Raw genomic sequence first — 20,160 nt, 5'->3', positions numbered from 1 at the left:
CAGTCGATACAACCCCCTTGCGGAAGCCGTCCACCGGCATATCGGTCTCCCATGGTCCAACCAACGCGCTCTCAGCGACGATTGCCCGTCCATGCGGATATGTCCGCCGCACCCCGCCTCTCGACGCGGCTTGGTGCGACGCGTTCCGTCACGCTATGGAAACGTATCTGGAACGCTCCCCACTATATCATTCGTGTTGCGCAAACGTGGAACGCCCGTAAGAAGCGACGGCTCCCATGTAACGACCGTGCCCGCGTCATCAGGGCATTTGCCGCTACCTCCGGTTTTGCCGGCAGACACTTTTGAGACACACCCCCCGCCGCCACGAAAGCCACACGTTTGTGGGCTCCCCCTCCATGCTCCCTGCACGGATTCTTTACGTTCTCATTGCATTGCCTCGGGCCCTGCGTGCATGCGGCGCGCCGATACGACAGATCGAACGAGCGCGTGGCATCGATGTTCGGGTTTCGACCGGACTCTGCATGTATACGCACAGGCTCCCGGTCAGCAGCTGCATGACCGATGACGGGCGGAAGCGGATATGATCCGCGCCATCCCTCACCGCCCCTTCGTAGACCGGGTGGCTTCAGGAAACTCCCACTGCCAGCGTCCGATGGGCCGTTGCTTCCGTCCCCGATCCCCATAACCCGCCGGCCCCGTCCCACCATCAACGACCTGCCGCTTCCACCCGCTTCGACCGGTCTCCCAAATCCTCGGTAAACCGACCTAATTGTAATTTTATAAGTACACAAATCTCGGAGAGGTGATACCATTGAAACCGGAAGCATCGATTGAGCTGTTCTTGGAACTCGCGCGGAGATACGTGCGTGAGCGCGGCGTCATCATCGTTCCCCGAGCATCGATCGAGCGGTTCATGCGCGCATCCGACATGACGCCGCTCGATCTTGAGACGCTGATCCTCACGCTGCGTCCCCGCGGTTGCTTCGACGGACCGGAACCCGATCGCGACCCCTCGCGCGCCGAGCTCTGGACCGTCGCGGAGTTCCGAGCATTCTGGGAGGAACGCGCGCTGTATCTCAAGATCTCAGTCAGCACCCGCGCCCGCCGCTGTAAATGCCTCTCCATCAAACCGTATGAGACCAAGAGGAGCACCGATGGATTCGAACTGCTATGACACCTACTGCCCTCGATGTGACGCACCCGTGTGCGCCCAACTGGAAGAGCGACGCGAGAGCCTCCCGATCAACGGCGAAGAGGTCTTTTTCCAGGCAACGGTCGCCGTCTGCCCGAGATGCGGGGACGTCATCGGCGACTCGCGCATCGATCAGCGGAACTTCGAGCGCGCGGACGAGGCCTACCGGCATCTCCACGGCATCCCCACGCGGCAGCAGATCAAGCACATCCGCGCGCGTTACGGCATGTCGTTGCGCGAGTTCAGCCGCTACCTGGGCTTCGGCGAGCAGACATACGCCTCCTACGAGCGAAGCGCCATCCCCGACACGCTGCACAGCCGCATGATCCGGCTCGCGTCCACCCCCGAGGGCGCGCGTTGCCTGATCCCCCTCGCGGAGGGCTCGATCAGCAGGAAATCCCTGCGGCTCGCGCAGGCGTTCGCCCATGAGGGGGATCCGGCCTCCCCCGCGGACTCCGAGACTCCGGATCCCAGGGCGCAGCGGAGCTGAGCGGCTACACCGTCAGGAACATCATCCCGATGATGAGCGCGAAGCCCGCCAGGTCCGTCCCGGCGAACGCCGTGCCCAGCACGATGGCGCTCGTCACCGTCGCGGACACGGGCTCCACCGTGCCGATGAGGCCCGCGCGCATACTGCCGATGTCCTTCACGCCCTGCATGTAGAGCAGGTACGCCAGGAAGGAGCCGACGAGCACGAACACCGCGAGCGTCTCCCAACCCGCCGCGTCGAGCGCCGGCATGTTGTTCCACGGATGGACGAACACCGAGGTCACGATACCCGAGAGGAACATCGCCGAACCGGTCACGATGGTGGACCCGTACACCGGCAAGATCTTCACGGGCAGGATGGTGATCAGTGCCGCCCCGAGCGCGGTGAGCAGGCCCATGGCCAGGCCCAGCGGCGGGATGGACAGCCGCGTGAGGTCGCCGCCCGTGGAGATGAGCACCGTGCCCGCGAACGCCATGATGAGCCCGGCGATCTCGCGCTTGCGCGGCCGGCGATGCGCGCTCACGCAGGTATAGGCCATGATGAAGATCAGCTGCAGGCACTGCAGCACCGTCGCCGTGCCCGCGTTGGTGAGGCGCACGGCGTTGAGGTAGAAGAACTGGTTGGCGAGCAGGCCGAAGAACGTGAAGACGAGCTGCGTGCGGCGGTGCTCCCTAGTGGTCCACAGCTTCACGAAGCGCTTGCGGTCGAACAGCAGGATCAGCACCATGAACAGCGCGCCCGCGATGAGCTGGCGCACGCTCATGAGCCACATCGTGTCCACGTGGTAGACGTCGAACAGGGCGCTCGCCGCGGTGCCGGAGAACCCCCAGAACGCACCGCCCAGCAGGGCCGCCCCCGCGCCGATGAGAAGCTTGCGGGACGCCGCGTTGTTCAGGCGCTCGCGCCACGCGCGTCGCGCCGCACGGCTCGCCGCGTCCTTGCCCGCAGGCACCTTCTCCCGTACGCTCTCGACGACCTCCGCCATGCCCGCACCTTTCGCACATCCCGGTTCCCGCACGTCGCGCACGCGGGGTCCGACCCGCGCGCGCCGCGCCTTCCGCAACCTACCTTAACGCATGATTCCGCAGGTTGATGCCCTCGTTATGCAGAAACGGCGCATAAGGTCCCGCCCGCTTTCCCCAGCCGGAGCGCGCCCTCGGCAAACGCCGCCCGGACCGCCGACGGCCCGTCGCCGCGCCCGCGCTCCTCCGCATTTTCATCACCAACGGCCGCCGCGGACGGCGCGGGATGCGGACGCGGTCGACACGTCGGCGGAGACCCGCACGGACGTGCCCGCCGCCGGCGCGGGATGCGGGCCCCGGGCGATCCGCCCCGCGCCGTCTCCCCCACCCGTCCGCCTTCCGGCCTCGTCCGGAACCGTTAGGGTATAAGCTGGTGCAAGTGAACCTCATGTACGGAACCTGAAAGGAACCCGACCATGTCCGAAGTGACCACGTCCAGCGATTCCGAGCCGACGGCCCGCGAGCGCGCGGCAGCCCGCCTCGCCCGCGGAACCGAGCTCCACGGCTTCACCGTCGAGCGCATCGAGGAGATCGGGGAGCTCGACGCCGACGCCTACGTGATGCGCCACGCCTCCTCGGGGGCGCGCCTCGTGCACCTCGCCTGCGAGGACGAGAACAAGGCGTTCGCCATCGCCTTCAAGACGCCCCCCGTCGACGACACCGGCGTCTTCCACATCCTCGAGCACTCGGTGCTCAACGGCTCGGCCAAGTTCCCGGTCAAGGAGCCGTTCGTGGACCTCATCAAGGGGTCCATGCAGACCTTCCTGAACGCCATGACCTATCCGGACAAGACGGTCTACCCCGTGGCCTCGACCAACGAACAGGACCTGCTGAACCTCATGGACGTGTACATGGACGCGGTCCTGAACCCGGCCATCTACACCAAGCGCGCCATCTTCGAGCAGGAGGGCTGGCACTTCGAGCTCGACGAGGGGGTGGCCGCCGCGGGGCAGGCCGTGGCCGCGCAGGCGGATGAGGGCACCGTCGACGACGACGGGGCGTCCGCCGCAGGGCGGACCCCCGACGGGACCGAGGCCGATGGAGCCGCGACCGCGGACGGCGCCGCCTCCCCCGGCCTGCGCTACAACGGCGTCGTCTTCAACGAGATGAAGGGCGCCCTGTCCGACCCGCTCGACGTCCTCGACAACGCCATCGGCCGCGCGCTGTTCCCCGACACCGCCTACGCCTGCGAGTCCGGCGGCAACCCGCGCGCCATCCCCGAGCTCACCTACGAGGGCTTCCTCGACACCCATGCGCGCCACTACAACCTCGCCAACAGCTATATCGTCCTCTACGGCGACCTCGATCCCGATCGCGTGCTCGGCTTCTTGGACGACCGCTACCTCTCCGCCGCCGCGCGCGACGCCGCCGACGAGGCCAAGCGCGCCGCCGGCACGCTCGTGGCTCACCCGGGCGAGCCCAACCCGCTGCTCCCCCAGCAGCCGACCGTGTGCGACCTCGCCCGCGTCGAGATGCCCACCACGCCCGAGAACGCGCAGGTGGGCATGGCGTACGTGATCGGGCAGGCGCTCGACCGCAAGCGCGTCATCGCCGCGGACGTGCTGTTCGAGGCCCTGCTCGGGTCGAACGAGGCGCCCGTCAAGAAGGCCATCCTCGCCGCCGGCCTGGGAGGCAACGTCCTGAGCTACACCGAGGCCTCCTGCCTGCAGCCCTACGAGCTCATCATCCTGCAGAGCGCCAAGCCCGACGCCGCCCGCGCCTTCCGCGAGGTCATCGAGGGCGAGTGCCGCCGTCTGGCGGACGAGGGCATCCCGCGCGACCGCCTGGAGGCCGTCCTGTCGAGCAACGAGTACGACCTGCGCCAGCGCGACTACGGCATGGCCGACGGCGTCGCCATCGCCTGCGACATGCTCTCCACCTGGCTCTACGACGACGGCGCCGCGACCCTCGCGCTCAAGTACGGGCCGGTCTACGCCGAGCTGCGCCGGGAGCTCGAGGGCGATTACTTCGAGAACCTGCTGCGCGAGCTCGTGCTCGAGTCCGACCACCGCGCGCTCGTCGAGCTCGTCCCGCGCGAGGCGCGCGAGGACGACGACCCGAGCATCGTGCGCCTGCCCCCCTCCGAGCGGCCCGACCCCGAGGCCGTCGCCGCCGACGTGGCGGCCCTGCGCGCCGTGCAGGAGGCCGAGGACACGCCCGAGGCCCGCGCCACCCTGCCGCGCCTGCACGTGTCCGACATCGGCCCGGCGCGCCCCGAGCCCGCCCTCACCCTGGACACCCGCACCCCGCTGCCCTGCCTGAAGCACGGCATTCCCACCCATCGGCTCGCCTACCTGCTGGCCTACTTCGACCTCAGCCATATCGCCTACACCGAGCTGCCCTACGTGTCGGTGCTCGCCCGCCTCATGAAGCAGCTGGGCACCGCGCGCCGCAGCGCCTCGGAGCTCGACAGCTACGTGGGTTCCAACCTCGGCTTCCTCGCCTTCGCGCCCGAGGTCATGGCGCAGCCCAACTGGAAGCTCGCAAAACCGGTCCTGACCGTGGCCGCCGGCGCCCTGTCCGAGAAGCTCGACGCGCTCGCGACCATCCCCGCCGAGGTGTGGGGCGAGACGGTCTTCACGGACACCGACCGCATCCGCGACGTCCTCACCCAGATGCGCATCGGCATGGAGCAGGGCTTCATCACCGCGGGGCATCAGGCGGCGCTGAACCGCTCCTGGTCCTACGTCTCGCCGGCCGGCATGGTCGCCGAGAAGCTCTCGGGCGTGGACTTCTACCGGTTCCTGCGCGACCTGCTCGACCACTTCGACGAGCGCGCCGAGGAGCTGTGCGGCAAGCTGCGCGAACTGCAGGGGCGCATCTTCACCTCGACCGACACGGTGATGAGCTTCACCGGCTCCGATGAGGACTACGACCGCTTCTGGGCTGCCGCCGGCACGATGGGCCTCGCGCCGCGCACCGCCGCCGCCAAGGAGCTCTACGTCCCCATGCCCGAGCCGCGTCACGAGGCCTTCATCATCCCGAGCGACATCTGCTACGTCGCCCGCACGACCGACCCGCGCGTGCTGGGGCTCGAGACGGACGGCACCTGGGGCGTGGCGGCCTCCGCGCTGTCCTACGACTACCTGTGGAACGAGATCCGCGTGAAGGGCGGCGCCTACGGCTGCGGGTTCCGCGCGGTGCCCGACCGGCAGCTGCTGTTCTACACCTACCGCGACCCCGCCATCGACCCCTCGATCGAGCGGATCGCCGGCGCGGGCGCCTGGCTGTCGGGCTTCGACCCCGACCCGCAGGCGTTCGAGGGCTTCATCGTGTCGAGCGTGGCCGGCCACGACGCGCCGCTCAAGCCCTACGCGCTCACACGCCGGCAGAACCTCGAGTTCTTCACCGGGCGGCCGGTCGGCTGGCGCGCGCGCATGCGCGAGGACATCCTCGCCGCCACGCCGGAGAAGGTGCGCGCCCTGGGCGACGACGTCGCCCGCGCGGCCGAGGAGGCGCCGCTGTGCGTGTTCGGCGGCCGCGAGGTCATCGAGCGCAGCGAGGCGGGGCTCGTCCCGGTCGACCTGCTGGGATAGGCGGACGAGGGCCCTGCGGCGCTGCGGCGTCGCGGGGCCGGTGCGGTGCGGCGGGCGGGGCGCCGGGCGGCTGTGCGGTCACCGGCCCCGACCGGAGCAGCGCCCGCCGGCATGATCACGCAGGCGGGACGCCGCCCCGAGCCGTCCCGGGGCGCATCGGAGCCGCAACCGGCGCACCCGCGCCGAGGGAACAGGAGGGGCCATGGAGGCGCAGCGCGTCACCCACACCATCGAGCCGGTCTTCGACGCGGGCTCGCGCGTGCTCGTCCTGGGCACGATGCCCTCGCCCGCCTCGCGCGCCGCGGGCTTCTACTACGGGCATCCGCAGAACCGCTTCTGGCGCGTGATGGAGCGGCTGTTCGGACTGCCCGACCGCGCGCTCTCCGAGAACGGGCCGCGCACCGCCTTCCTGCTCGAGCACGGGATCGCGCTCTGGGACGTGCTCGCCTCCTGCTCCATCGCGGGGGCCTCGGACGCGAGCATCGCCGACCCCGTCCCCAACGACCTCGCGCGCATCCTCGATGCCGCCCCGATCGGGCGCGTCTTCACCACGGGCGGCACGGCCGCGCAGCTGTGCCGCCGATTCGACGGGGAGCTGCTGGCGCAGCGGGGGATCGAGCTGTGCGCCCTGCCGTCGACGAGCCCCGCGAACGCCCGCATGCGCCTCGACGACCTGGTGGAAGCGTATCGGCCGGTCGCCGAAGCCGTGCGGGGCGCGCACGCCGCACGGCCGGAGGCCGCGATGGGCGGGCGCACGGGGAGCGGGGCGTCCGGGGCCGCCGGGAAGGCCGCCGCGGACGGGCTCACGGGAGAAGGGGTGTCCGAAGCCGCGGGCAAGGCGGCGAAATCCGAGCTCAGGCGCATCGTGCTCGCGTGCCGGGAGGCCATCCCCGCCCGTGAGCGGGCCGAGCGCTCCCGCGAGCTGTGCCACAGGCTGGAGCGGGAGCTCGACACCCTGCCCGTTCGCCCGACGATATCCGTGTACGCCGCCATGGGCCCCGAGGTCGACCTCGCGGCGTTCGTCGACGCCGCGTACCGCCGCGGCGCCCGCGTGGCGTTCCCCTGCATGGAGCGGTGCCCGGACACAGCGGGCGGGCGGCGCCAGCGCATGGTGATGCGCCTTGTCGCGGAGGCCGACCTCCGGACGGGCTCCGTCGCGTTCGTCGAGCGCCCGGTCGCCTCGTCGTCACCGGACCCGGAGCGCTTCCCGCTCGTCGCGCCCGGTGAGATCGACCTCGCCCTCATCCCGCTCGTCGCGTTCGACGCCGCGGGGCGGCGCCTCGGGTACGGCGGCGGGAACTACGACCGCTACCTGCCGCTCCTCCGACCGGATTGCCGCATCGCGGGCGTCGCCTTCGCCGAGCAGCGGGTCGGGTCCGTGCCCGTCGAGGCGCACGACCGCACGCTGCCGCGCATCGTCATCTGCTAGCGGCGGGAAAATAGGGACAGGCACTTTTTTCCCGTGACGGGATGCGCAGCGGGAAAATGGTGCCTGTCCCTATTTTCCCACACGGCCCCCGTACTGGGAAAAAAGTGCCTGTCCCTATTTTCCCGCTATGATTCGCCGCCGCCGGCGCGGCGGATGTCGTAGGGCGTGGTCTGGTAGACGTAGTAGTTCAGCCAGTTGGTGTAGATGAGCTGCGCCTGCGCGCGCCAGGTGTTGAGCGGCTCGCGCGCGGGGTCGTCGTCCGGGAAGTAGTTCCTCGGCACCTCGGGGTCGAGGCCCCGCTTGACGTCGCGCTCGTATTCCTGGCGCAGGGTGTCCGTGTCGTACTCGGGATGCCCGAACACGAAGAACCGGCGGCTGTCCGTCGACTTCACGATGTAGAGGCCCACCTCGTCGGAGACCGCGATGACCTCCAGCTCGGGCACCGCCTCCACGTCCGCGCGGCGCACCTCGGTGTTGCGCGAGTGCACGGCGAAAAACCGGTCGTCCAGGCCGCGGACGAGCGGGCTGGACGGCTTGACGAGCCGGTGCTCGAACACCCCGGACGCCTTGGCGGGCAGGTCGTGCTTCCCGATGCCGTAATGGTAGTAGAGCCCCGCCTGCGCCCCCCAGCAGATATGCAGCGTGGAATGGACGTTCGAGGTCGACCACGCCATGATGTCGCAGAGCTCGTCCCAGTAATCGACCTGCTCGAACGGCATCTGCTCGACCGGCGCGCCCGTGATGATGAGGCCGTCGTAGTGGCGGTCGCGGACCTCGTCGAAGGTGCGGTAGAACGTCTCCAGATGGCTCGCCGCGACATGGGTGGCCTCGTGGCTCTTGGTGCGCATGAGCTCGACCTCGATCTGCAGCGGGGTGTTGGAGAGCTTGCGCATGATCTGGGTCTCGGTGGCGATCTTGGTGGGCATGAGGTTCAAGATGAGCACATGGAGCGGCCGGATGTCCTGGTGCAGCGCCCGATACTCGGTCATGACGAAGATGTTCTCGCCCTCGAGGGTCTCGGTGGCGGGCAGGGCGTCGGGGATGCGGATGGGCATGCGGGGCTCCTTCGTGCGCGCCCGATGGGGCGGATATGGCCGATGCGTCCGTCCATTGTAACGCGCTACAATCGGGGCGTATCCCCGTGACCGTGAGAAAGGGCTCCATGATGCAAGCGCGTACCGTCGGAATCGTCGGCGTGGGGCACGTCGGCGCGCACGTCGCCGACTGCCTGCTCGCGCAGGGTCTCGCCGACGAGATCGTCCTGTGCGACATCGATGCGGGAAAGCTGGCCTCCGAGGTCCAGGACCTGCGGGACTCCCTCTCCTTCCGCCCGTGCGGGGCGCGCGTCTCCGCCTGCGGCGACCGCTATGAGGAGCTCGCCGGCTGCGACATCGTCGTCAACGCGGCGGGCAGCGTCGCGCGGTCCAGCGAGAGCCGCGACGGCGAGCTGTTCTACACCACCGACGCCTGCCGCATGTTCGCCCGGCGCATCGTGGATGCGGGCTTCCAGGGCATCTGGCTGTCCATCGCCAACCCCTGCGACGTGGTGGCGCTGGAGTTCGCCCACCTCACGGGCTATGACCCGGCGCGGATCATCGGAAGCGGCTGCGCGCTCGACTCCGCGCGCCTGCGCACCCAGGTCTCCCTGGCGTGCGGCGGGCTCGACCCGGCATCGGTCGACGCGTACATGATCGGCGAGCACGGCTTCTCGCAGATCGCCGCCTGGAAGTCCGCCTCGATCGCGGGGATCCCCCTCGACCGCCTCGCCGAGACCGACCCGGAGCGCTTCGGGTTCGACCGCGCGAAGGTGGAGGAGCTCGCCCGCCGCGGGGGCTACGTGACGATGGCCGGCAAGCACTGCACCGAATACGCCGTGGCGAACGCCGCGGCGCGGATCGTGCGCGCCGTGTTCTTCGACGAGCACGCCGTGCTGGCGGTATCGTCCCTGCTCACAGGCCAATACGGCGAGGCCGATGTGTTCGCCTCCCTGCCGTGCGTCGTCGGGCGCGCGGGCGTCGAGCGGGTGCTCGAGCCCGAGCTGTCCGAGGACGAGCTCGCGGGCTTCCGCGCGAGCTGCGCGCACATCCGGGAGAACGTGGGTCGCCTGAGCTGGTGGTAGCCGGGCCGATCGCGAAGAAGGACGGCCCCGCCCCGCTCCACGGCGAACCGCCCCCGTTTCTTGGACGAGGAGATAGGAGTCCGAGGGATGGGAGGCGGTTCGCGGCGATGCAGGGGCGGGGCCGTGCGCATGCCGGTCGCGGCGCGCCCGCTATTTGACGCGGACCGTGTCGAGGCAGTTCGCGATGTTCGCCATGTTGTTGTACGCCGCGTCGCCGTTGCCGCGCGTGGCGGTGACGGCCATCCCGTCCGACGTGGTGCCGAGGATGACGACGCCGGAGGGATCCGTGATATCGGTGTTCGTCACCGAGACGCTCCCCGTGTGCACGTCGATGGTGAACAGCTGCTCGCCGGCGAGCGACACCGTGTAGCGCGCGAAGACGTCTCCGCCACCCGATGCCAGGTTGATCTCCCAGCCGTCGGGGACCGCCATGGTCAGGAACTCGTCATCGTACATGGACGACACCGCGTTTCCCCGAGACGACGAGGAGCCCGAGGACGAGTCCGACCTATCGCTCGCGGACACATCGTCGTCGGCGCCGTCGTCGGCATCGAGGTAGCGCTCGCGCGCGGCGTCGCGCAGGTCGTCCGCATCGTCGCAGCCCGCATCGACGGCGTAGTCGTAGGCGCGCTCGATGTCCGCGGAGGACACGCCGGAGCGCAGCGCGTCGAGCTCGAAGGAGACCTCGTCGGAGCGGTCCAGGTCCCTGCCTGCGGCCAGGTCCTCGTCGATCGAGAGCTCGACGGCCCTCGATGGCGCGTCGTACATGGTCCCGTCGTCGGCGATGGGAGAGCAGGCGACGCGGAGCTCGTAGTCGCCCGCGCGCAGCTCGAGGCCGTCGCCGTCGCTGTCGACGAACTGGACCTCGTCCACCTCGTCGCCCGCGGCCTCGGTGCCGGTGACCTCGACGGGCAGCGGGCTCGCGCCGTCGCCGGTGTCCCAGCCGCGCGCATCGACCTCGATGGCCACCGCATGGACCGACGTCAGCGCCTCCTGCCGGACGCGCTCCACCTCGCGCTCCCGCTCCGCCTGCTGCTCGGCCCGCTCGGCCTCCGCGCGCTCCGCCTCGGCGCGCTGCCAGGCGAAGCCCGCCACAATGGCGATCACGACCACGGCCGCCACGACGGCGGCGATGACGATCGGGGCGCGCCTGCGAGACGAGGGCCCTGCGGCGGCGGGAGGGGTGACGGGGGCGGAGGCGTCCGGAGGCGGGACTGCGTCGGCGGGCACGGTCCAGGCGGCGGGCTGCGTCGCGCCGGCAGCCGGCATGTCCGCCGCCGCGGCGGGGCGCTCGGCATCGGCGGCAGTATCCGCGGAGGATGCTGCCGGGGAATCGGGGGTCTCCTGGGCCGCGACCTCCCCGGTGAGCGCGTCGTCCACGGCGGGCGTGCCGCCGACATGCGGCGTCCCGGGCTCCGGCGCGGCGCTCTCCCCGGTGGGCGCATCGGGCCCCGCCTCGTCATGGTCGGGCTCGCGAGGCATGGGGGACGTCCCATCGGCCATGGGGACGTCATCGGAGGGCTCCGATGCATCGGCCGCGGGCATACCGGCCACGGGTCCGCGGTCGTCCGCGGGCGCATCGTCCGTGGACACGTCAGCTGCGGTTTCGGCTGCAGGTGCGGGCGCAGCCTCAACCGGCGCCGTCGCGGGCGCGGGCGCGGCCTCGGTCGAGGCCGGCTCGGGCGCCTGCCCCGCAGAGGCCCCCTCGTCCTCGATGACCACGGACTTCCCGCAGTAGGTGCAGAACTTGGAGTCGTCGGGCAGTCGCTTGCCGCAATGTCTGCAGAACATGGTGACCTCGCTTCCGGGGGTGCGCTCCGTCTGATCGCTTGCCGCGTGACCGGATTATCCTATGGCGGACAATCCGGACGCGCGCCCGGTCGGCAAAGGGGGTCGATAATTAGACGAACTGCAGCTCGGACAGGGTCGGCGCAATCGTCATGACCGACGGAGCTCCTCGAAGGAGGCGATCTCGCTCAGGAACGCCTCCCCGAACTCGTCCGCCTTCCGCTCGCCGATCCCCGGCACCTCGAGCAGCTCCTCGCGGGTCGTCGGTCGCAGGCGGCACATGCCGCGCAGCGCCTTGTCCGAGGCGATCATGTAGGGGGCCCACTGGCGCTCGGCCGCGAAGGAGCGGCGCAGCTCGCGCAGGCGCTCGAACAGCTCCGCGTCGTCCCCCACATGCGGGCGGCGGCTGCGCGCCGAGCCCTCCTCCGCCGCCTCCTCGCGCAGCAGATCCACCGCGCGGCGGACGCGCTCGGGCGACCGGCGGCGGGCGGCGCGGCGCTTCACGGTGAGCTCGAAGGGGTGCTCGGGGCTGTCCGCGAGCACCTCGACGGCGCGCGGACCGAGCCCCACGACCGGGAACTGCCCCTGGGACTGGACCAGGTACCCGCGGCCGATGAGCTGCGACACCACGTCCTTGATGCGGCCGGTCGGCTCGTGGGCGAGCGATCCGTAGCCGGCGGCCCCGTCCAGATGGAGGCTGCGGATCTTCTCCGTGTTGGCGCCGTGCAGGGCGTCGGCGACGAGGGTGCGGCCGAACCTCCCGCCCGTCGCCTGGACGAACAGGACCGCCTGGCGCGCGACCTCGGTCACGTCCTCCGTCTCGAACGCCCCCGTGCAGTTCCCGCAGTTGCCGCAGCCGTCCTGCGCGCCGCGGGCGGCGGGGGACTCCACGCCGAGGGCGCCCTCGTCGCCGAAGTAGCGCAGGATGTAGGCGCGCAGGCAGCCCGTGGTCTCGCAGTACCCCTCCATGGCCGTGAGCAGACGGTAGCGGTTCTGCCGCGCGCGCTCGCGCGCCTCCGGGTCGGGCACCTCGTCCGCAGCCCCCTCACCGTACTCCCGGTCGATGAGGAAGCGGCGCAGGCGGAAGTCGTTGCCGTTCCACAGAAGGTAGCAGCTTGCCGGGTCGCCGTCGCGGCCGGCGCGGCCGGCTTCCTGGTAGTAGGCCTCGATGCTCTCCGGCACGTTGTGGTGGATGACGTAGCGGACGTTGGGCTTGTCGATCCCCATCCCGAAGGCGTTGGTCGCCACGATGACCGGCGCCGCGTCGTCGATGAACGCCACCTGGTTCGCGGTGCGCTCGTCTGCCGACATGCCCGCGTGGTAGCGGCCCACGCGGATCCCATGCGGCGCCAGCGCCCGGTCGAGCTGCAGGTAGAGCTCGTCGACGGCCTTGCGGGTCGAGCAGTACACGATGCCGCTCTCGTCCGCGTGGGAGATGGCGTAGTCGCGGATCCAGACCGCCTTGGCCTTATCGCCCATCTCCTCCGCCGCGAAGTAGAGGTTCTCCCGGTCGAACCCCGTGACCACCGTCTCGGGATCGCGCAGCCCGAGCATCGCGACGATGTCCGCGCGCACGCGCTCGGTCGCCGTGGCGGTGAAGGCGGCGAGGGGCGGGCGCACGGGCAGGGCATCTATGAACTCGGAGATTTGCAGGTAGGAGGGGCGGAAGTCCTGCCCCCACTGCGAGACGCAGTGCGCCTCATCGACTGCGACCAGCGGGATGCCGACGCCGCCCGGCGCGACCGCCGCCTGCGCGAAGGCGATGAAGCGCGGGTCGGACAGGCGCTCGGGCGCCACGTACATGATCTGGTACCAGCCCTCCGACGCGCGCTTGAGCACGGTGTTCCGCTGTCCGGGCGTGAGCGACGAGTTGAGGTAGCTGGGACGGGCGCCGGCGGCCTTGAGGGCGCGGACCTGGTCGCCCATGAGCGAGACGAGCGGGCTCACCACCAGGGTGATCCCGGACAGGGTGAGCGCGGGAACCTGGTAGCAGATGGATTTCCCCGCTCCGGTGGGCATGACGCCCAGCGCGTCCCGACCGGACAGGACCGCCTCCACCAGGCGGTCCTGCCCCGGCCGGAAGGAGCCGTAGCCGAAGTACCTGCGCAGCGCCTCGTGGGCCGCGCCCATCAGGTCCCGATCCATCGTCACCCCTTCGCCCCCTTCGTCTCGTGCGTGTGGATTATACGCCACCGGAAGGGCGCGCCCCGTCGCTGCGCCCCCGCATCATGCCGCCGTTCCCCCGGGACCCGGACCGGAGACGGGGTGCATGGTAGAATCGGCGCGACCTGCCCTCTCGCATCGCCGAAGGAGGACCCGTGGGCTCCACCGACACCATTTCCGACCGCGCGCTGCGGCTCGCCCGGCTCACCGTCGTGCGCCGCATCATCACCGCCCTCGCCGTGACGGCGTCCGCCCTGCTGCAGGCCTTCGTGATCCAGGCATTCGTCAACCCCGCCGACCTGCTGCCGAGCGGCTTCACCGGCATCGCCGTGCTGCTCGACCGCATCACCGCGCTCGGCGGCGTCCGCATCGACACCTCGCTCGGCATGCTCGCCCTGAACATCCCCGTCGCCCTGCTGTGCTGGCGCAGCATCAGCCACCGCTTCGTGCTGTTCTCCATGATGCAGGTCGCCCTGTCATCGCTGTTCCTGCAGGTATGCGATTTCGCCCCGCTGCTCGACGACAAGATGCTGCTCGTCGTGTTCGGCGGCTTCCTGTCCGGCATCTCCATCGCGCTCGCGCTCAAGGCGGGGGCGTCCACGGGCGGCACCGACTTCATCGCGCTGCTCGTCTCCAACCGCACGGGCAAGACCATCTGGGGGTTCGTCTTCGCGGGGAACTGCATCGTCCTGGTCATCTTCGGCGCGCTGTTCGGCTGGGACAACGCCGCCTACGCCATCGTGTTCCAGTTCATCTCGACCAAGAGCATCGACAGCTTCTACCACCGCTACGACCGCGTCACCCTGCAGGTGACCACGCGCCGCGCGGACGAGATCATGCGCGCCTACATCGAGCGGTTCCAGCACGGCATCAGCTGCGCGGAGATCGTCGGCGGCTACAGCCGCGAGAAGATGTACCTGCTGCACGCGGTGATCTCGACCTACGAGTCGGCCGATGTGGTCAAGCTCATGCGCGAGATCGACCCCGGCGTGGTCATCAACGTGCTGAGGACCGACGACTTCATCGGGGGCTGGTGGCACGGCCATGTGGACGAGCCGGTGCCCATCGCCGTCCCCGACCCCGACAAGCTGCCCACGCGCTCCTCGGCCGCCCGCCGGCGCGGCTCGCTTATGTCGGACGACGGACGGTAGCGGTGCGGGCGGGCAGCCAGCTCACCGCCGTGCCGCCCGGGTTCGCTACTTGCCCGCCTCGAGACCGAGCAAGGTCTTCCCAAGATCGGTCATCCTGAAAACAGGCGGACGCTGTGAAACCTTCACCAGTAAGCCCTCTGCTACCAGCTCGTCGAACGCCTTGCGGGCTGTCGGCTTGCTGACCCCCAACCATGATGCGACATCTGCCAGGCGCGTCTCGCGGAATGCGTCGAACACCTCCATCTGCGCAGCGTAAAACAGCACGTTGAGTGCCCGCTTGGAGATGATCCATGAACGAGCGTCGATTCGCGCCTCAAGCTCATCGAGCAGCTGGCGCTTCTCCTCGAGGTCGGCGATGAGCTCCATCTGCGCCTCCGCAACCAGATCGAGCATCGTCATCACGAAATGGGTACCTTCACCGCAATTCAGCTTTTTCTCCGCGGCATCGAAGGCACGGTAGTACGCACCTTTGTTTTCCGCGATAACCCGCGAAAGCGAGAGCACCGTGGGCTGGGAAAGGGGTCTGCTCAGATGAAGGGCGAGCAGATAGCGCCCCGTGCGCCCGTTTCCGTCGTAGAACGGATGGATGTACCCGAACAGGAAGTGACATAGGAGCGCGCTGTACGTCTCGGGTATCTCCTCACTCCTCGACAGCGCAAGCCACTGCGTCAGCATCTCCTCGATGCGCGACTCCGGGGACACGCCGACGTGGACAACCCTACCGAACCCGTTCTCCACCACGACCTGACCGCTCCGAAACAGGGAATCCCCCAACCGATCCTCTTCGGCAAGTGCGTCCATCACGACGGAATCGTAGATATCCCTGATATCCTGAAGCGTCTCAGGGGGCTCCGGCCCATCGGTGAGGCCAAGGTACAGCTTCGCGAACTCGAAGAACGGGGTGTGCCTGCCCTCGCCGCCCGTTGTGGGCATGGTGCTTTTCGCCTCCTCGAGCGCGCGCTCTATATCCCGGCGAGTGCTGTGAACGCCCTCGATCTCGTTGCTGTAAACCACTTCATCCAAGATGAGCGTACGAATATACGCGCCGAGAGCCGCAGTCGGGAGACTGCGCCATAGCTTGGAGACACGGCGTTCACGGCGGAGCACCCGCTCATTCAGCAACGAGAGCTCCCGTGGAACGGCAAGGAACAGCTCGCCTGCATCCAGCTCGATGCCGGTGCGAAACGTCGACTCGCTTTCCAGCCGGCTTATCGCCAGCTCCCGATGATGCGCATACCTGTCGGAGCTGGCATCGGCATGGAAGATCTTCTCGAGCGTCGGATACGCCATAGAGTCCCCCTTATGAGCGGTTTCTTCCGATAGCGCTTCAGATTCATATTCTATCGGAAAAAAATCGAGATTTCTTTCCGATAGCTTATATCATTCACAACCTATCGGAAAAGAATCTCGGATTCTTTCCGATAGCTTCGAATCGCAGCGCCGAACGGAAAACGGCGTGCGCAGGCACCCGGCCCACCGCCAGGCCACGGCAGGCAGCGGCAGCCACCGCGAAAGCGGGTAACTTGGGACCGGGCACCCGGTTGCCGCCGCTTACCGCACGGTCACCGTCCCCGCTCCACCGCCGCCCGGCACCCGCCGCGGGCGGGGCCGCGGCTAGTCGTCGTCCCCGCTGGGGCCGAGCTGCTCCAGGATCCGCAGCGCGGCGGCGACCACGCCCGAGTTGTTCTCGCCCGCGTCCACGCCGCGGCCGAGCCCCGAGCCCGCTCCGGCGCCGGCACGGCAGGGGACCGTGAACTTGCGCGTCTTGGGGTAGTTGATCGCCCCCAGGCTCGTGCGCAGCTCGAACGCCACCGTCTTGGGCACGTCGACCCCCTGGTACACCAGGCGCCCCTGCGCGAGCGACACGCTCTCCAGGCCCAGGCGCTCCGCGCGGATGCGGATGCGCGCGCGGTCGAACAGGTTCAGCGCCGCCAGCGGCAGCTCGCCGTACGCCTCCTCGCAGGCGCGCTGCTCCTCGTCCACCGCCGCCAGCTGGTCGGCCGCCGCGAGCTTGCGGTACACGAGCACGCGGCGGTCCACCGCGGGCAGGTACTCCTCGGAGAGGAAGAAGTCCGCCGGCAGGTTGATGGCGACGCCCGGCTGCTCGAGGTCCTCCCCCGCCTCGCCGCGCGCCTCCGCGACGGCCTGGCCGAGCATCTGGGTGAACAGGTCGAAGCCCACGTTCGACAGGTTGCCGTGCTGCTCGGCGCCCACGAGCGAGCCCGCTCCGCGGATCTCCAGGTCGCGCATGGCGATGCGCATGCCGCTGCCGAGCTCCTGGAACTCGGACAGGGCGGTCAGGCGCTCGGTCGCCTCCTCGGTGAGGGGCACCTCCCCCGGGAACATGAAGTACGCGTACGCCTGCGTGGCGGAGCGCCCCACGCGCCCCTTGAGCTGGTAGAGCTGCGCCAAGCCGAGGCGCTGGGAGTCCTCGATGATGAGCGTGTTGGTCCGCGGGTTGTCGATGCCGCTCTCGATGATGGTGGTCGCCACGAGCACGTCGATCTTCCCGCTCGAGAACTGCACCATCACGTCCTCGACCTCGCGCGGGCTCATCTTGCCGTGCGCCACACCCACGCGCGCCTCGGGGACCACGTCGTGCACGCGCTCGACGGCGTCGTCGATGGTCTTCACGCGGTTCGACACGTAGTACACCTGCCCGTGGCGGTCGAGCTCCAGCCGGATCGCGGCGGAGACGACGTCCGGGTCGTACTCGCCCACATGCACCGCCACCGGGCGGCGGCCCGTGGGCGGGGTGGTGATGAGGCTCATGTCGCGCACGCCCGAGATGGCCATCTGCATGGTGCGCGGGATGGGCGTCGCGGACAGCGTCAGCACGTCGATCTGCTCGCGCAGGTTCTTGAGCTGCTCCTTGTGCTGCACGCCGAAGCGCTGCTCCTCGTCGATGATGACGAGGCCCAGGTCGTGCGGGTTCACATCGGCCGACAGCAGGCGGTGTGTGCCCACGAGCACGTCGACGCGCCCCTCGGCGAACGCGGCGAGCGCGCGCTTCTGCTGCGCGGGGGTGCGGAAGCGCGACAGCACCTCGACCTCGACGCCGAACGGCGCGAACCGCTCGAAGAAGGTCTCGAAGTGCTGCTGGGCGAGGATGGTGGTGGGGCACAGCACCATCACCTGGCGCCCGCCGTCCACGCACTTGAAGGCCGCGCGCAGCGCCACCTCGGTCTTGCCGAAGCCGACGTCGCCGCACAGCAGCCGATCCATGGGTTTGGGAGCCTCCATGTCGGCCTTGATGTCGGCGATGGCGTCGAGCTGGTCGCGCGTCGGCTCGTAGGGGAAGCTCTCCTCCATCTCGATCTGCTCGGGCGTGTCCGGCCCGAAGGCGAACCCCGTGATGGAGCTGCGGCGCGTGTAGAGGTCCACGAGATCGAACGCGAGCTTCTTGGCGCTCTTGCGCGCCTTGTTGGTGGCGCGGGTCCAGTCGGCGGTGTTCAGGCGCGTGAGGCGCGGGTTCTCCCCATCGGGGCCCACGTAGCGCGTGATGCGGTCGACCTGCTCCAGGGGGACGTACAGCTTGTCGCCGCCGGCGTACTCCAGAAGGAAGTAGTCGCGCTCGCGCCCGGCGACCTCCTGGCGGACGATCTCGGCGAACAGGGCGATGCCGTGCGTGGCGTGGACCACGTAGTCGCCCGGCTTGAAGGGGAAGGTCACCTCCGTGATGTCCACGCGACGGCGCGCGCGGGCGCGCTTGGCGTCCATGCGCGCGTTGAGGTCGGTGAGCGAGAACACGGCGAGGTGCGCCTCGGGCACCACCACGCCCGAGGGGATCGGCACGTCGACGAAGGTCACGCGGCCGCGGGTGATCGTGGGGACGGCGATCGCGCCGCCCTCCTCGAGGCCGCGCGCGTTCAGGCGGTCGATGTCGCGCTTGAGCAGGGCGACCTCCACGCGCGCGTCCCCCGCCACGGCGCCCGCGTTCTCAGGCGCCGCCTGCAGCGACTCCTCGAAGGGGATGGACGCGTCGGTGAACGACAGCTCCATGGACTCGCGCGCGCCGCGGTCCGGGATGGCGAAGACGCAGGCGTAGCGGTTGCTCACCACCTCCTGCACGCGCGAGATGAACCGGTTGTCGGAGCCCGCGAGCGAGGGCTGCTCGATCTTCAGCTCGGCGGTCACCGCGCCGCCCGCGCGGATGATGGACACGTAGTTCAGGCGCTGCTGCCGGCCGAAGTCGAGCTGCTGGGGACGCACGTAGAGGCCGTCGAGGCGGGACACCTTCGCCTCGCCCGCACGGCGCTCCAGGTCCTCGTAGGCGCGGGCGCAGTCGTCGAACAGGCTGCGGGGCTCGAAGAGCACCACGAGGGTGTCGGGGCTCACGTGGGCGAGCGGGCTGCCCGTCGATTCGTACATGAGCGGCATGAAGCGGTCGAGCTCGGGCGTGACGATGCGCGCCTTCACCATCTCGAGCATGGCGGCGAGCTCGGTGTCGTTCTGCGCGGGGGTGTAGAGCGCGGCGGAGATGCGGCGGACGGCGTCGTCGGTCAGCGCGAGCTCGCGGACGGGGAAGATCTCGACCGATTCGTCGTCGCCGATGGTCTGCCCGGTGGAGGCCACCATGCGGCGGATCCGGTCGATCTCGTCGCCGAAGAACTCGATGCGCACCGGCGCGGTCGCCTGCGCGGGGTAGACGTCGACCGTGTCGCCGTGCACGCGGAACAGCCCCGGGGCGTCGGCGGCGTCGGCGTTGGTGTACCCCATGCCGATGAGCCGCGCCGGCACCTCCTCGAACGGCACCCCCTCGCCGACGGAGAACACGGTCGAGGCCCAGTAACGGCTCTCGCGCGGCGGGACGCAGCGCAGCAGGGCGCGGGCGGACGAGACCACGATGCACACCTCGCCGCGCGCGAGGCGGCCGAGCGCGGCACAGCGGGCGGCGACCACGGCGTCGTCCGGCTGGGTGTCCTTCCAGGGGTAGTCGGCGCGCTCGGGGAAGCGCGCCACATGGGCGGCGCCGACATAGGCGGCCAGCGAGCGCGCGGCGCGGTCGGCGGCGTCCTCCCCCGAGACGATGTAGACCGTGGGGCGCGGGGCGCGCGCGAACTGCGCGGCGAGCATGAGCGTGCGGCCGGATTGCGACACGGCCAGCGTGGCGTCCTCCCCCGCCGTCAGCGCGGACTCGACGGTCTGGAAGGCGTCGGAGGTATGGAGCTGCGCGGCAATGCGGTGTATGAGCATGCATGTCTCCCGTCCGTGGGAAAAAAGTGACAGGCACCTTTTTCCCACGCCTGGTGATGCGAATCGTCTATCGCCCGCTATCGTACCTCACGAGGCTCCGGCGGACATCGCGC

Annotated in this window: 12 protein-coding genes; 6 read left to right on the top strand and 6 right to left on the bottom strand. The window is 69.6% G+C overall.

Going from position 1 to position 20,160, the window contains the following annotated elements:
- The first annotated feature begins 772 nt into the window (after positions 1-772).
- Complete coding sequence (locus PHA29_RS02095; RefSeq protein WP_270847820.1) at positions 773-1,135, top strand: hypothetical protein; 363 nt, start codon at positions 773-775, stop codon at positions 1,133-1,135.
- Entirely contained in the window at positions 1,116-1,643 is a 528-nt protein-coding gene (locus tag PHA29_RS02090) for a type II TA system antitoxin MqsA family protein (protein ID WP_270847818.1), read from the top strand. The genes PHA29_RS02095 and PHA29_RS02090 overlap by 20 nt, the downstream gene beginning before the upstream one ends.
- A gap of 4 nt (positions 1,644-1,647) precedes the next feature.
- On the opposite strand, the gene PHA29_RS02085 is transcribed toward PHA29_RS02090, so the two are convergent.
- Positions 1,648-2,628: a DMT family transporter gene (locus PHA29_RS02085; RefSeq protein ID WP_270847817.1), complete on the bottom strand. Its 981-nt coding sequence runs from the start codon at positions 2,626-2,628 to the stop codon at positions 1,648-1,650.
- 453 nt (positions 2,629-3,081) lie between these two features.
- On the opposite strand from PHA29_RS02085, the gene PHA29_RS02080 reads away from it, so the two are divergent.
- Together PHA29_RS02080 and PHA29_RS10585 are read left to right on the top strand one after the other, a co-directional pair.
- Positions 3,082-6,201, top strand: a complete 3,120-nt coding sequence (locus tag PHA29_RS02080; protein WP_270847815.1) for an insulinase family protein — start codon at positions 3,082-3,084, stop codon at positions 6,199-6,201.
- Between the two features lie 202 nt (positions 6,202-6,403).
- A complete protein-coding gene (locus PHA29_RS10585) occupies positions 6,404-7,630 on the top strand; it encodes a DNA-deoxyinosine glycosylase (RefSeq protein ID WP_333491373.1) in 1,227 nt (408 codons plus the stop codon).
- A 125-nt stretch (positions 7,631-7,755) separates the two neighbouring features.
- Here PHA29_RS10585 and metA read toward each other — a convergent pair whose 3' ends face one another.
- Complete coding sequence (gene metA / locus PHA29_RS02065) at positions 7,756-8,685, bottom strand: homoserine O-acetyltransferase MetA (RefSeq protein ID WP_270847814.1); 930 nt, start codon at positions 8,683-8,685, stop codon at positions 7,756-7,758.
- Positions 8,686-8,792: 107 nt separating this feature from the next.
- Between metA and PHA29_RS02060 the strand changes: the two genes are divergently transcribed.
- Positions 8,793-9,749 (top strand): lactate/malate family dehydrogenase, encoded by a 957-nt coding sequence (locus PHA29_RS02060; RefSeq protein WP_270847813.1) that lies wholly within the window; start codon positions 8,793-8,795, stop codon positions 9,747-9,749.
- A 150-nt stretch (positions 9,750-9,899) separates the two neighbouring features.
- On the opposite strand, the gene PHA29_RS02055 is transcribed toward PHA29_RS02060, so the two are convergent.
- Both PHA29_RS02055 and PHA29_RS02050 read right to left on the bottom strand, forming a co-directional pair.
- Positions 9,900-11,540 (bottom strand): zinc-ribbon domain-containing protein, encoded by a 1,641-nt coding sequence (locus PHA29_RS02055; RefSeq protein WP_270847811.1) that lies wholly within the window; start codon positions 11,538-11,540, stop codon positions 9,900-9,902.
- A gap of 147 nt (positions 11,541-11,687) precedes the next feature.
- Entirely contained in the window at positions 11,688-13,682 is a 1,995-nt protein-coding gene (locus PHA29_RS02050) for a RecQ family ATP-dependent DNA helicase (RefSeq protein ID WP_270847810.1), read from the bottom strand.
- Between the two features lie 173 nt (positions 13,683-13,855).
- On the opposite strand from PHA29_RS02050, the gene PHA29_RS02045 reads away from it, so the two are divergent.
- Positions 13,856-14,851: a YitT family protein gene (locus tag PHA29_RS02045; protein WP_270403960.1), complete on the top strand. Its 996-nt coding sequence runs from the start codon at positions 13,856-13,858 to the stop codon at positions 14,849-14,851.
- Positions 14,852-14,896: 45 nt separating this feature from the next.
- On the opposite strand, the gene PHA29_RS02040 is transcribed toward PHA29_RS02045, so the two are convergent.
- On the bottom strand, positions 14,897-16,141 hold the full coding sequence (locus PHA29_RS02040; protein ID WP_270847807.1) for a Fic family protein: 1,245 nt from the start codon (positions 16,139-16,141) through the stop codon (positions 14,897-14,899).
- 324 nt (positions 16,142-16,465) lie between these two features.
- On the bottom strand, positions 16,466-20,047 hold the full coding sequence (gene mfd / locus PHA29_RS02035; RefSeq protein ID WP_270847806.1) for a transcription-repair coupling factor: 3,582 nt from the start codon (positions 20,045-20,047) through the stop codon (positions 16,466-16,468).
- Positions 20,048-20,160 lie beyond the last annotated feature (113 nt).

This window comes from Candidatus Collinsella stercoripullorum (assembly GCF_027669965.1).
GTDB classification, from domain to species: Bacteria; Actinomycetota; Coriobacteriia; order Coriobacteriales; family Coriobacteriaceae; genus Collinsella; species Collinsella stercoripullorum.
The sequence above is the reverse complement of the archived record's forward strand: the minus strand, read 5'-3'. Positions and strand labels throughout refer to the sequence as shown.